Origin of the sequence: Vannielia litorea, assembly GCF_019801175.1 — a bacterium.
Taxonomy (GTDB): Bacteria; Pseudomonadota; Alphaproteobacteria; order Rhodobacterales; family Rhodobacteraceae; genus Vannielia; species Vannielia litorea_B.
The window spans coordinates 22,435-34,814 of record NZ_JAHVJR010000002.1 but is presented as its reverse complement, the minus strand read 5'-3'; the positions used below and the strand labels follow the sequence as shown (position 1 = coordinate 34,814).

Genomic DNA, 12,380 nt, shown 5'->3' with positions numbered 1-12,380 from the left:
CAACAGTGCGCCCTCGCTTGATGCCAACGGGCAGGCAGGCTGTGACTGTGGCCGTGAACCCGCCAGGGCTGCGCCTGGCACAAAGGAAGGGGACAAACGTGAAACTCATCATTGCAGCTATCAAGCCGTTCAAGCTGGAGGAGGTCCGCGAGGCGCTGACCGCCATCGGCGTGCGCGGAATGATGGTGACCGAGATCAAGGGCTTCGGCTCTCAGTCCGGCCACACCGAAATCTACCGCGGCGCCGAATATGCCGTGAACTTCGTGCCCAAGGTCAAGCTGGAGATCGTGGTCTCCGCCGCCATGGCCGACCAGGTGGTAGAGACGATCCAGACCACCGCGAAGACCGACAAGATCGGCGACGGCAAGATCTTCGTCCTGGATGTGAACCAGGCCGTGCGCGTCCGCACCGGCGAAACCAACGACGAAGCGCTTTGAGCGCGGACAGATAGGGGACTCTGACAAGATGCAATTCCGCAAATACATCCCGGCCGCCGCGGCCCTGACGGCAGCGATTGCGCTGCCCGCCATGGGCTTCGCGCAGGAGGCCGAAGCCGACATGACGCCGCCCAATGGCGAAATCGGCTATATCTTCACCACCTTCATGTTCCTCGTCACCGGCTTCCTGGTGTTCTGGATGGCCGCGGGCTTCTCGATGCTCGAGGCCGGCCTCGTGCGCCAGAAGAACGTGACGATGCAGCTGACCAAGAACATGGCGCTCTTCTCTATCGCCTCGCTCGCCTACTACCTCGTCGGCTACAACCTGATGTATCCCGGCGACGGCTGGATCTCCGAGGGCTACCTCGGTGCCTTCGGCCCTGCCGTGCTTGAAGCCGTTGGCCTGGCTGAAACGGAAACCGACCTGACCTATGCCTCCGTCGGCTCCGACTTCTTCTTCCAGCTGATGTTCTGTGCCACCACCGCTTCGATCGTTTCGGGCACCCTGGCCGAGCGCATCAAGCTGTGGCCATTCCTGATCTTCGTGATCCTGCTGACCGCGTTCATCTACCCGATCCAGGCTTCCTGGAAATGGGGCGGCGGCTTCCTGGCGCCCGGCGCCGAGGGCGTGACCGACTTCCTCGACTTCGCCGGTTCGACCGTGGTGCACTCCACCGGTGGCTGGGCAGCCCTTGCTGGTGCGCTCATCCTTGGCCCGCGTCTTGGTAAGTACAAGGACGGCCGCGTGCATCCGATGCCCGGTTCCAACCTGACCCTCGCCACCCTGGGTACGTTCATCCTGTGGCTCGGCTGGTTTGGCTTCAACGGCGGCTCGCAGCTCTACATGGACACTGCCGGCAACGTGGCTGACATCTCCCGCATCTTCGCCAACACCAACACGGCGGCTGCCGGTGGTGCTCTCGCGGCGATGGTCCTGACCCAGATCCTCTACAAGAAGGTCGATCTGACGATGGTGCTCAACGGTGCTCTGGCCGGCCTCGTGTCGATCACGGCTGAACCGCTGACCCCTGGTCTCGGCGCGGCCACCCTGATCGGTGCCGTGGGCGGTGTGATCGTGGTCTTCGCGGTGCCGTTCCTCGACAAGCTGAAGATCGACGACGTTGTGGGCGCCATCCCGGTGCACCTCTTCGCCGGCATCTGGGGCACCCTGGCCGTGTGCATCACCAACGGTGACGCCTCCCTCGGTGTACAGATCAAAGCCATCCTGATCGTGGGCATCTTTGTCTTCGTGGTGAGCGGCGTGATCTGGTTCATCCTGAAGGCCATCATGGGCATCCGCGTCAGCGAGGAAGACGAGATCACCGGTCTCGACACCACCGAGCTGGGCATGGAAGCCTATCCGGAGTTCGCCAAAGGCTGACCTCCCCTTCCGGGACAGTCTTGAACCAGCCCCGGGCGTGAAAGCGCCCGGGGTTTCTCTTTGCGAAGGGGCTACCGCCGACTGGAGACGTCTCAAACGTAGGGACGAGCGGCCAAATTTCGGATGGGGGCAATCAGCCGATTGCTGCGTGAACCGGAACAAGCGGGCTGCGGCCGGTCTCGGTCAGCAGCGAAACCGAGAGACCTTCGTCCTCGATCACAACCGCAGAGAGCGGCCCGCCATAGGCCGCCGCGCTGTCGATATTCAGCCGGTTGCCGTAATGCGTGGCGGCTGCCACCGGGCTGTGGCCATGCACCACCAATCGCCCGTGATCGCGCGGGTCAGAGAGAAACGGCTCCCTGATCCAGACAAGGTCGTCCTCGACCTGATCCGCGAATCCCACACCTGGCCGAACGCCCGCGTGCACAAAGAACAGGCCCGGCATCATGTGATGGATCGCCATGCCGTCCAGCAGCGTCACGTGGGCATCGGGCACCGCGGCCCGGGCATCGCGGTGGATCGCCTCCTTGCCGCGGGCTGGGTCGGTATCGATCCCGTAGCTTTCCAGCGTGCTGCGCCCGCCGATGTTGGGTTGCAGCCAGTGCAGATCGGGGCGGGACGGGTCACGCAGGCGGTCCGGCTCGAGGAAGCGGCGCATCATCCGGTCATGGTTGCCCTTCAGGATCACCCAGGGCTTGCCCTGCGCCACGCCCTTGGCGAGGTAACCCAGCACGCCAGCCGAATCCGGCCCCCTGTCCACGAGGTCGCCGACATGCACCACCAGCGCATCGCTGTCGCCCGTGCGTGTGCGGTCGGCCTCGATGAGGGCGTGGACAGCTTTCAGCTTGTCCAAGTGACCATGGATGTCGCCAATCGCGTAAACGCGCATACCGCTTCGACCTTTTAAAGATGCCCGGGCGCCAGCATCGCCCTTGGGCGGGGGATACCACGGCGACGGAATGGGTCAACCTCCCGCGCAAGAAATTGCCTGCGGTGGAAACGAAGGGGGCGGCACCGAACCACTCGACACCGCCCCCTCAAGTCGTTCTGAAGGGCCGTCAGGCCACGTCAAACTGCAGCGGCTTAATCGACTGGAAGAGCGCCGTGTCTGCGAGCTTTCTCAGCACGTCATCGGGCACCCGGTCATCCACATAGAGCAGGGCGATGGCATCCTTACCCACCGAGGAACGCCCAAGGGTAAAGTTGGCAATGTTCACACCGTTGGTGCCAAGCGTCTGCCCGAGGGTGCCAATGATGCCGGGCACGTCTTTGTTGGTGGTGTAGAGCATATGCGCGCCGATCTCGGCGTCGATGTTGATGCCCTTGATCTGGATGAACCGCGGCTTGCCATCGGAGAAGACGGTGCCCGCGATTGAACGCTCGCGCAGGTCGGTCACCACTGTCACCTTGATGTAGCCATCAAACGCACCGGCCTTGTCTTGGCTGGTGGTGGAGATCTTAACACCGCGTTCCTTGGCGATCACCGGAGCGCTCACAAGGTTCACATCCGGGTTGGCCTTTTTCATGATTCCCGCCACGACCGAGCAGTTCAGCGCGGGGAGGTTCATGGTGGACACGACACCATCGTAGAGGATGTTGATCGCCTTGATCGGCTCGTCGGTCATCTGGCCGATGAAGCTGCCGAGATGGTCGGCGAGCTTGACCCACGGCCCCATGACCTTGGCCTCTTCGGCGGTCATCGAGGGCATGTTCAGTGCGTTCTCCACGGCGCCGTCGAGCAGGTAGTTCGACATCTGCTCGGCCACTTGCAGGGCCACGTTCTCCTGCGCTTCCGAGGTAGAGGCGCCAAGGTGCGGGGTGCAGACCACGTTGGGCAGGTTGAACAGCACGTTCTCGGTGGCAGGTTCTTCGGCGAACACGTCGAAGGCGGCACCGGCCACATGGCCCGACTTCAACAGCTCAGCCAGAGCGGCCTCATCGACCAGCCCGCCGCGGGCGCAGTTGATGATCCGCACGCCCTTTTTGGTCTTGGCGAGGTTCTCGGCCGAGAGGATGTTTCGGGTCTGGTCGGTCAGCGGCACGTGCAGAGTGATGAAATCGGCCTTGGCGAGCAGCTCTTCCAGCTCGACCTTGTGCACGCCCATCTTGTCGGCCTTCTCCTCCGTCAGGAACGGATCGTAGGCCAGCACCTTCATGTGCAGCCCGCGGGCTCGGTCGCAGACGATGCCGCCGATGTTGCCTGCGCCGATCACACCGAGGGTCTTGCCGGTCAGCTCGACACCCATGAACTTACTCTTCTCCCACTTACCGGCGTGGGTGGATTGCGAGGCTTCAGGCAGTTGGCGGGCCACGGCGAACATCAGCGCGATGGCGTGCTCGGCGGTGGTGATCATGTTGCCGAAGGGCGTGTTCATCACGATCACGCCTTTCTTCGAGGCGGCTTCCTTGTCGACATTGTCGGTGCCGATCCCGGCGCGGCCGACGACCTTGAGGTTCGTGGCATGCTCCAGGAGCTTTGCTGTCACCTTGGTGGCAGAGCGGATGGCGAGGCCGTCATACTGGCCGATCACTTCGGCGAGCTTTTCCTTGTCCTTGCCCAGTTCGGGCATGAAATCGACCTCAATGCCGCGGTCGCGGAAGATCTGGACGGCGGTTTCCGAGAGCTTGTCGGAGACGAGAACTTTGGGGGCCATTGGTTTGGTCCTGTCGTGTGGATGTGGGGGGAAGGTGCTCGATAACTGCGCACCTTAAGTGTGTTGTGTGTCCCGCAGGGTGCGCAGTCATGGCGCACCCCGGGGCAGGGTCAGGCGGCTTCCGTCAGCGCGGCGATTTCAGCTTCAAAGGCCCATTCGAGCCAAGGCAGCATCGCCTCGATGTCGGAGGTCTCAACCGTGCCACCGCACCAGATACGCAGGCCCGGAGGGGCATCGCGGTAGGCACCCACGTCGAGCGCCACGTTCTCGTCGCCCAGGCGCTTGGCGACGGCCTTGGCGAAGGCGGCGCCGTCGGTGATCCGGTCGTCGGTGAACTTGAGGCACACGCTGGTGTTGGAGCGCGTCGCAGGGTCGGTGGCGAGGTTGGCGATCCAGTCGCGGCTCTCGCAGAACGTGTGGATGGCCTGCGCATTGGCATCGGCGCGAGCGATCATGCCTTTCAGCCCGCCCACCGACTTTGCCCAGTCGAGCGCAACGAGATAGTCCTCGACGGCCAGCATCGACGGCGTGTTGATGGTTTCGCCTACGAAGACGCCGTCGATCAGCTTGCCGCCCTTGGTGAGGCGGAAGATCTTGGGCAGGGGCCAAGCCGGGGTGTAGCTTTCGAGCCGTTCGACGGCGCGGGGGCTCAGTACCAGCATCCCATGGGCCGCCTCGCCGCCGAGCACCTTCTGCCAGGAGAAGGTGGTGACATCGAGCTTGTCCCAAGGCAGGTCCATCGCGAAGGCGGCGGAGGTGGCGTCACAGATCGTCAGGCCTTCGCGGTCCGTCGGGATCGCATCGCCATTCGGTACGCGCACGCCCGAGGTGGTGCCGTTCCAGGTGAAGACCACGTCCGTGTCAAAGTCGAGCTCGGCGAAATCGACAATCTCGCCGTAGTCGGCGGTCTTCACCTCGGCGTCAATCTTGAGTTGCTTGACCACGTCGGTCACCCAGCCCGCGCCAAAGCTCTCCCATGCAATCATGGTGGCCTTACGGTCGCCGAGCAGGTTCCACATGGCCATTTCAACCGCCCCGGTGTCGGAGGCGGGCACGATACCGATGCGGTAATCCGCCGGGATACCGAGGATCTCGCGAGTGGTCTCGATGGCGGCTTTCAGCTTCGCCTTGCCCACGGCGGCGCGATGCGACCGGCCAAGAGCGGCGTCGGAAAGCTTGTCGAGCGAGAAGGTGGGGATCTTGGCACAGGGGCCAGAGGAAAAGCGCGGATTGGCCGGGCGCGCTGCCGGTGCTTCGATAGCCATTGCTGGTATCCTTCCAGATATATGCCTCTCGTTGGGGAGAGGTGTCCCACCGCCGCATGTAGAGGGGCGCCGGATGGCGCGCAAGCCGGAAAATCGCGCGGATGCGACAGGTCAGGTGGCAAAAGCGGCGGCGGATGTTCCGATCGGAAACAGGGCTAGTCGAGCGGCAACGCGTCCAGCGTGTCTTTGAGGAGTTTGGCGCTGCGGGCGAGGTCGGCGGTTTCTTGTGGCGAGAGTTCGGGCGGCAGGTCGGCCAAGACGCCCTTGGCGCCGATGAGGCGAGGCAGCGAGAGCGGCACTTCAGAGACGCCTGCGATATGCGGGGTGACTATGGAAACCGAATGCACCGAGGCCTCGTCCCCGCCAATGGCCTCGACCAGCCGGGCCAGCCCGGCGCCGATGCCATACCACGTGGCGCCCTTGCCCTCGATGATGGTGTAGGCGGCGCGGCGCACGCCCTCGTCAATCCGGTCGCGGGCCTCGCGGCCCAATGGCCGGCCCACCTGCGCCGCGACCTCCTCCAGCGGCAGCGCGCCGACACGGGCCGAGGACCAGGCCAGCACCTCGCTGTCGCCGTGCTCGCCGAGCACATAGGCATGCACCGAGCGCGGATCGACGCCGAGTTCGCTGCCCAGAAGATGGCGGAAGCGTGCGGTGTCGAGGATCGTGCCAGAGCCGATGACGCGGGTGGGCTGCAGGCCTGCGAGGCGGGTGGTGATGCCGGTCATGATATCGACCGGGTTGGAGGCAATGAGCAGAAGCGCGTGGGGTGCGTGACGAGTAATTCCTTCCAGCACCTCCCTGAAAACCTCGGCGTTCCGCGTCAGCAGATCGAGCCGCGACTCGCCCGGCTTTTGCGCCACACCGGCAGCTATGATCACCACGTCGGCACCGGCCAGCGCGTCGAGCCCTCCGGCCTCCAAGGTGCAGGCCGATGCAAATGGCATGGCATGGGCAATGTCCTCGGCCTGGCCGCGCGCAAGGGCGCCGTTGGCATCGACCAGCACGATGTGCCGCGCCTGGCCGAGCAGCCCGCAGGCATAGGCCGCCGCGCTCCCGACCATACCGGCCCCGACGATTCCGAGCTTCATGCTGCACTCCATTGCTGATTCCCGCTTAAGGAGAGTGCCGCTCGCCCGACCCGGTTTGAAGCGGAGCACTGGCCAAGCCCCCCTGCCAAATGTTCTATGGCGCGCGAATCGACATTTCGGAGCCCGTTTGATGTTCATTGCGTCTTTGATTGCCCGCCCCGGCGGGCTGGATCCGGCAGCCGTGGTCGCCCTGCGCAACGCATGGGGCGGCGGCGATGTGCAATGGCTTGCGCCCGATGAGGCGGCGGAGTTCGAACTGCTTGGCGCCTTGCCGACCAACGCACCCGAGGTCAGCGCCGACATGCGTGCGATGGGCGTTGATCTCAACATCCTGCCCGGCGAGGGGCGCAAGAAGCGGCTTCTGCTGGCCGACATGGACTCCACCATGATCGAGCAGGAGTGCATCGACGAGCTTGCAGCCGAAGCAGGCGTGGGCGAGCGGGTGGCGGCCATCACGGCGCGGGCGATGAACGGCGAGCTGGACTTTTTCGAGGCGCTGGACGAGCGGGTGAGCCTGCTGGAGGGATTGCCGGTGAGTGTGATCGACAAGGTGCTGGCCGAGCGGATCAGCTGCCGGCCCGGCGGCAAGGTGCTGCTGGCAACGATGAAGGCCAATGGGGCCCGCACGGCGCTGGTCTCTGGCGGGTTCACCGCCTTTACTGCAAAGGTGGCCGCAGAGCTTGGCTTTGACGAGCACCGCGCCAATGTGCTGCTGACCGAAGGCGAGAGCCTGAGCGGCAAGGTGCAAAAACCCGCGCTCGGGAGCGATGCGAAGGTCGAGGCGCTGATGGATATCGCCAGCGAGATGGGCCTGAGCAACCTCGATGCCATCGCCGTGGGCGACGGGGCGAACGACCTGCCGATGCTGGATACGGCGGGCATTGGCGTGGCCCTGCACGCCAAACCCACCGTGGCCGCGCAATGCGATGTGCGCGTGGATCACGGCGACCTGACCGCACTGCTTTTCCTTCAGGGCTACGCGAAATCGGAGTTCGCGGGGTAGGTCAGGGTTCGTCTTTGCACCCGATCAGAACGCGGGCCTGACCTCACCCACTTCGATGTTGCGCCGGTTGGTCATGGGCCCCCAGCGCTTCAGGACAGCCGGGTCATTCCGATCCAACACGCCGTATTTCACCAGCAGCGCGGCCATCGCGCATTCTGCCGCGCGGGTCGTGCCATCCGCCACCTTCAGCGCGATGCCAAGGCCCTGATCCGGCAGGATTGCGGTGAAGTAGCCCTCGGCCCCGGTCTTAACCGCCGCCTTGCCCTTTGCCGCCCGCATCATCTCAGTGCAGGCCCGGCCTTCACCGGCCACAAGCTCGGGGTGGGCCATCATCGCATCGCGCAGCTGTTGCTCAGCCGAGCCTTCGGCAGCCACCGCGAACTTGGCCATCGCGCGGGCCATCGCGGTGACAGAGCTGCGGAAGTTCGGGGCCGAGCAACCGTCGATCCCGTAGCCTGCTGTCGCCTCGTCGCAGATATCTTCCCACGCCGCGAGAGCGGCCTGCTGCACCGGATGATCGACCTCGTGGTACTCCGGCCCGCCGCCGAGGTGGCTGTTCAGGGTCAGGAAGCCCGCGTGTTTGCCCGAGCAGTTATTGTGAAACTGGCACGGAGACTCATCGGTCTTGATCAGCCCTTCGCGGGCCGGGCGGTCGTCGGGCATCTGTGGGCCGCAGCGCAAATCGGCCTCGCCCAGTTCCAGCGCGGCGAGCCAGCGGGCGACCGGCTTGGTGTGGATCAGCGCGCCGTTGTGCGAAGCGCAGGAGAGCGCAAGCTGCTCGCTGCCGAGGTGCCGCGCCGCCGCCGCGCCGGAGCGCACCAGTGGTAGTGCTTGAATCATTTTGGCTGCCGACCGCGGGTAGGCCGGTAGGCCCGGCGCACCGCGCCCGTCCACCAGCTCTCCCGCGGCGTTCACCACCGCGATATGGCCGTGGTGGACCGATTCCACCTCACCACCTCGTGTTACCTCGACCAGCAGCTCTGCCTGCATGCCTCACCTCTCCGGAATGTCAGCGAAATTCTGCCAACGGGGCTTTCGCAGTTACGGAAAATCACGTTACATTGAGCCAGAGCAAGTTGAAAAGACATTCGCCGCCTGCAAGGAAAGGCGAAGGCTTGAGGCAGAGGCAGCTGGAGGCTGTGGGACACATGAACAACCGGATTTTGGCTGGCCTCGTGGCTGGCGGACTTGCAATGGGCGCGGGCGCCGGCTTTGCGCAGGAGAGCGACAACCGCGTGGCGGCAAAGACCGACTGGTCGGTGTTCGTCGAGGACGATCCCAAGGAGTGCTGGAGCGTTTCGGCCCCCAAGGAAACCGTCAACACCCGCGATGGCCGTGTCGTGGCCGTGCGTCGGAGCGACATCCTGCTCTTCGTCACGTTCCGCCCTGGCAATGGTGCGGGTGAGGTGAGCTTCACCGGCGGTTACCCGTTTGCCGGCGGTTCGACCGTGACGCTGGATATCGGCGGCACCCAGTTCGAGCTCTTCACCGAGGGCGAGTGGGCTTGGTCGGCCAGCCCGCAGGACGATGCCAAGATCCTCACCGCCATGAAGCGCGGCGCCGAGGCCAAACTTTCGGCCCGGTCCAGCAGGGGCACCCGCACCGAGGACACCTTCTCGCTTCTGGGCCTCACTGCGGCTATTGAAGAGGCCGAGCAACGCTGCGGCGGTTGATCGGCGCTCGATTTTCGGCTTAGGCTCCTCGCAGTAATTTTCTGTGTGGAGTCATTGCCTTGCCTTTCATTCTCGGAACCATCGCGCTGCTGACGGCGGCCTATGTGTGGTACATCCGCGCCAAGGGCGCTGCCGACATGGCCGGAGAGCTGATGAACGCCGCGGGCGATGTGCGCGCCGCCGCCCGGCGGTTTGGCTACAAGCTGCGGAAACGGGAGCATCCGGTCGATGGCATCGAAGAGCCTGTCGTTGCGGCGGCGGGGATAGCCGAGGCCTTTATCTCACTCGATGACCTGCCCACACGCGGACAGCGCATGGGCATTCTGCAAGGGCTGCAAAAAGCATACCGGGTCGATTTGAATGGGGCAGAAGAGGCCGCAGTTCTGGGCCGCTGGCTCGTTGGGCAGTGTGGCTCAGCCGATGCCGCGATCAGCCGGATCGTGAAAAAGCTGATCTCCATGGGCGGGCAGAGCGAGCTTCAGCCGCTGATGGCGGTGCTCAACACGGCCGCTGGGGCAGACGGGGCCAGCCTTGGCCCGCGCCAGCAGGAAGCGCTTCAGGAGATCTCCCGCCGCTTTGGCCTTTAGGAGAAAACCTTTGCAATAAGGGCCGTGCCGCCCTATGTGCACGGCTTGAACCCGAAAGCCGGAGACTCCCATGACCGAGGCCAATGCCCCGATCACGCAAGACGTGGCGACGATACCCCGCAAGCTGCCCGAGGGCGGAAAGCGCAACATCGTCGGCTTGACCCGCGAAGGCCTCGCCGAGGCGCTACGCTCCATTGGCGTGGCCGACAAGCAGGTGCGGATGCGGGTGAACCAGATCTGGCAATGGGTCTACCAGTGGGGCGTGCGCGACTGGGAGGCGATGACGAACCTCTCCAAGGCCTTCCGCGCTGAGCTCGACGAGCACTTTGAAATCGCCATTCCCGAGGTGGTGAAGCGCGAGGTCAGCGCTGATGGCACCCGGAAGTACCTAGTGCGCATCGCGGGCGGGCATGAAGTAGAAACCGTCTATATCCCCGAGGAAGATCGCGGGACGCTCTGCATCTCCAGCCAGGTTGGCTGCACGCTGACCTGTTCGTTCTGCCACACAGGCACGCAGAAACTGGTGCGCAACCTCACGGCCGGCGAGATCGTGGGGCAGGTGATGCTGGCCCGTGACGATCTGGGCGAGTGGCCGGAGCCGGGCAAGGGCTCTGACGAGAACGGGCCGCGCCTGCTCTCGAACATCGTGCTGATGGGCATGGGGGAGCCGCTCTACAACTTTGACGCCGTGCGGGATGCGATGAAGATCGCTATGGATGGCGAGGGGATATCTCTGAGCCGCCGCCGGATCACGCTTTCCACCTCCGGCGTGGTGCCGGAGATCGCCAAATGCGCCGAAGAGATCGGCTGCCTGCTGGCGGTGAGCTTCCATGCCACCACCGACGAGGTGCGCGACAAGCTGGTGCCGATCAACAAGCGGTGGAACATCGAGACCCTGCTGAATGCCCTGCGAGAGTATCCGCGGCTCAGCAACTCGGAGCGGATCACCTTTGAATACGTCATGCTCGATGGGGTGAATGACAGCGACGCCGATGCGAAGCGGCTGGTGAAGCTGATCTCCGGCATCCCGGCGAAGATCAACCTGATCCCGTTCAACGAGTGGCCCGGCGCGCCCTACAAGCGGTCGAGCTGGGAGCGGATCGAGGCTTTTGCCGATATCGTCTACAAGGCGGGCTATGCCTCTCCGATCCGCACGCCGCGGGGTGAGGACATCATGGCGGCTTGCGGGCAGTTGAAGTCCGAGACTGAGCGGGCGCGGAAGAGCCGCAAGGAGATTGCGGCGGAGGCGGGGCTTTAACGCACCGTCCGGCCTTAACGCCTCGTTAACCAGAATCGCCTGACGCTGCGAGGATGCAGCGGATTTCTTTTCAGGTCAGCCACGCCACGCTTTCTAGCCTCATGGATGAGGCGCAGAAGGAAGACATCTCGGTCGGCCAGTTGCTCAGGGATGCCGTGCGACGCGAACTTCGGCGTCGTCATACCCCCGCGAAGACGCCTCGAAGGGCGGATGAGCGGCTGGTCGCGCGCCTCGGCGCCCTCCTCGCTCCAGCGTTCGCCGACGCAGCGAGCTGGGAGCACTTGCAGTGCCTGCTTCAGCGCAATGGCTTCGAGCTACGCCCGGCGGGTGGTGGCCTCACCCTGAACGATATCGAAAACGGAAACCGGGTCTGCAAGGCCTCCGAGCTTGGTTACCCCTACGCCCGCCTCATTGGGCGGTTTCGGACGGCCTTTCCCGGGCACGCACACCAGCACCTCGTTGAACGTGTTCTGGGCGCGCTGGACGACGGCCCGGACGACGACTTTGACGTGATCGAGCGGCCCGCGCCTACAAGCACCCATCCTCGGCCCAGAGCCGCAAGTTCCCCTTGAAGGTGCCGCCCATCGGGTGCTCCTTGGCCAGGTTGTCGGCGAAGGCCGGGTCGAGATAGTTGGTCGCCTGCTCGCAGATGCGCTCCTGCGTCCACTCGTGACAACTGGTGCAGAGCTGATCCTTCCAGACCTCGTCCGGCAGCCCCTCAATCGGCGGAAACAGCGGCGAGCCTTCGGTGAAGACCTGCTCGATCGTCTTGCCCTGAATTTCTGGAGCGCCGCCGATCAGCGGCTCGCCCCAGCGCACCGGACCCACCGGCACATCTGGCCCTTCAACCGCCCCGTCTTCTTCGACATCGAGGATGATTACGGCCGGATCACCGGCCTGCTGCGCACCGGCGGCCCATGCCCCGCCAAGGGCGGCAATCAGCCCAATCACGAGGCCTGCACGAATTTCTTTCATTCTTTCCGCCTGCTGCGCTTAGTATCAGGACGCTAGCAACTGTTCTGCCTTCGGGC

The 12,380-nt window shown here is 64.4% G+C and carries 13 protein-coding genes; 7 read left to right on the top strand and 6 right to left on the bottom strand.

All coding sequences use genetic code 11. From position 1 onward, the window contains the following. Window positions 1-98: 98 nt before the first annotated feature. Together KUV38_RS15620 and KUV38_RS15615 are read left to right on the top strand one after the other, a co-directional pair. Entirely contained in the window at window positions 99-437 is a 339-nt protein-coding gene (locus tag KUV38_RS15620; RefSeq protein WP_222471146.1) for a P-II family nitrogen regulator, read from the top strand. A gap of 28 nt (window positions 438-465) precedes the next feature. Further along, window positions 466-1,818, top strand: a complete 1,353-nt coding sequence (locus KUV38_RS15615) for an ammonium transporter (RefSeq protein WP_222471145.1) — start codon at window positions 466-468, stop codon at window positions 1,816-1,818. Window positions 1,819-1,951: 133 nt separating this feature from the next. On the opposite strand, the gene KUV38_RS15610 is transcribed toward KUV38_RS15615, so the two are convergent. From KUV38_RS15610 to KUV38_RS15595, 4 genes are all read right to left on the bottom strand, one after another. Further along, entirely contained in the window at window positions 1,952-2,707 is a 756-nt protein-coding gene (locus KUV38_RS15610; RefSeq protein WP_222471144.1) for a metallophosphoesterase, read from the bottom strand. 169 nt (window positions 2,708-2,876) lie between these two features. Beyond that, window positions 2,877-4,472 carry a phosphoglycerate dehydrogenase gene (gene serA / locus KUV38_RS15605; RefSeq protein WP_222471143.1) on the bottom strand — a complete coding sequence of 532 codons (1,596 nt, stop codon included), beginning with the start codon at window positions 4,470-4,472 and terminating at the stop codon, window positions 2,877-2,879. A 110-nt stretch (window positions 4,473-4,582) separates the two neighbouring features. Beyond that, a complete protein-coding gene (locus tag KUV38_RS15600; RefSeq protein ID WP_222471142.1) occupies window positions 4,583-5,737 on the bottom strand; it encodes a phosphoserine transaminase in 1,155 nt (384 codons plus the stop codon). Window positions 5,738-5,892: 155 nt separating this feature from the next. Continuing rightward, window positions 5,893-6,828 carry an L-lactate dehydrogenase gene (locus KUV38_RS15595; protein WP_222471141.1) on the bottom strand — a complete coding sequence of 312 codons (936 nt, stop codon included), beginning with the start codon at window positions 6,826-6,828 and terminating at the stop codon, window positions 5,893-5,895. A gap of 130 nt (window positions 6,829-6,958) precedes the next feature. Between KUV38_RS15595 and serB the strand changes: the two genes are divergently transcribed. Then, window positions 6,959-7,831: a phosphoserine phosphatase SerB gene (gene serB / locus KUV38_RS15590; RefSeq protein ID WP_222471140.1), complete on the top strand. Its 873-nt coding sequence runs from the start codon at window positions 6,959-6,961 to the stop codon at window positions 7,829-7,831. A 24-nt stretch (window positions 7,832-7,855) separates the two neighbouring features. On the opposite strand, the gene KUV38_RS15585 is transcribed toward serB, so the two are convergent. Then, window positions 7,856-8,821 (bottom strand): asparaginase, encoded by a 966-nt coding sequence (locus KUV38_RS15585; protein ID WP_222471139.1) that lies wholly within the window; start codon window positions 8,819-8,821, stop codon window positions 7,856-7,858. A gap of 158 nt (window positions 8,822-8,979) precedes the next feature. Here KUV38_RS15585 and KUV38_RS15580 point away from each other — a divergent pair, with 158 nt between their 5' ends. The 4 genes from KUV38_RS15580 (at window position 8,980) to KUV38_RS15565 (ending at window position 11,921) form a co-directional block, all read left to right on the top strand. Next, window positions 8,980-9,504 (top strand): invasion associated locus B family protein, encoded by a 525-nt coding sequence (locus tag KUV38_RS15580; protein WP_222471138.1) that lies wholly within the window; start codon window positions 8,980-8,982, stop codon window positions 9,502-9,504. A 59-nt stretch (window positions 9,505-9,563) separates the two neighbouring features. Further along, complete coding sequence (locus KUV38_RS15575) at window positions 9,564-10,091, top strand: hypothetical protein (protein WP_222471137.1); 528 nt, start codon at window positions 9,564-9,566, stop codon at window positions 10,089-10,091. Window positions 10,092-10,161: 70 nt separating this feature from the next. Further along, window positions 10,162-11,349, top strand: a complete 1,188-nt coding sequence (rlmN, locus tag KUV38_RS15570; protein WP_222471136.1) for a 23S rRNA (adenine(2503)-C(2))-methyltransferase RlmN — start codon at window positions 10,162-10,164, stop codon at window positions 11,347-11,349. 53 nt (window positions 11,350-11,402) lie between these two features. Further along, the gene (locus KUV38_RS15565; RefSeq protein ID WP_222471135.1) at window positions 11,403-11,921 is read left to right on the top strand and encodes a hypothetical protein; all 519 of its coding nucleotides are present in this window, start codon (window positions 11,403-11,405) and stop codon (window positions 11,919-11,921) included. Here KUV38_RS15565 and KUV38_RS15560 read toward each other — a convergent pair. Next, a complete protein-coding gene (locus KUV38_RS15560; RefSeq protein ID WP_222471134.1) occupies window positions 11,878-12,324 on the bottom strand; it encodes a hypothetical protein in 447 nt (148 codons plus the stop codon). The two genes, KUV38_RS15565 and KUV38_RS15560, sit on opposite strands and share 44 nt — an antisense overlap. Window positions 12,325-12,380 lie beyond the last annotated feature (56 nt).

Coding starts and splice junctions, on each gene's coding strand:
- KUV38_RS15615 (WP_222471145.1), top strand. CDS start 466: ATGCAATTCCGCAAATACATCCCGGCCGCCGCGGCCCTGACGGCAGCG.
- KUV38_RS15610 (WP_222471144.1), bottom strand. CDS start 2,707: ATGCGCGTTTACGCGATTGGCGACATCCATGGTCACTTGGACAAGCTG.
- serA (WP_222471143.1), bottom strand. CDS start 4,472: ATGGCCCCCAAAGTTCTCGTCTCCGACAAGCTCTCGGAAACCGCCGTC.
- KUV38_RS15600 (WP_222471142.1), bottom strand. CDS start 5,737: ATGGCTATCGAAGCACCGGCAGCGCGCCCGGCCAATCCGCGCTTTTCC.
- KUV38_RS15595 (WP_222471141.1), bottom strand. CDS start 6,828: ATGAAGCTCGGAATCGTCGGGGCCGGTATGGTCGGGAGCGCGGCGGCC.
- serB (WP_222471140.1), top strand. CDS start 6,959: ATGTTCATTGCGTCTTTGATTGCCCGCCCCGGCGGGCTGGATCCGGCA.
- KUV38_RS15585 (WP_222471139.1), bottom strand. CDS start 8,821: ATGCAGGCAGAGCTGCTGGTCGAGGTAACACGAGGTGGTGAGGTGGAA.
- KUV38_RS15580 (WP_222471138.1), top strand. CDS start 8,980: ATGAACAACCGGATTTTGGCTGGCCTCGTGGCTGGCGGACTTGCAATG.
- rlmN (WP_222471136.1), top strand. CDS start 10,162: ATGACCGAGGCCAATGCCCCGATCACGCAAGACGTGGCGACGATACCC.
- KUV38_RS15565 (WP_222471135.1), top strand. CDS start 11,403: ATGCAGCGGATTTCTTTTCAGGTCAGCCACGCCACGCTTTCTAGCCTC.
- KUV38_RS15560 (WP_222471134.1), bottom strand. CDS start 12,324: ATGAAAGAAATTCGTGCAGGCCTCGTGATTGGGCTGATTGCCGCCCTT.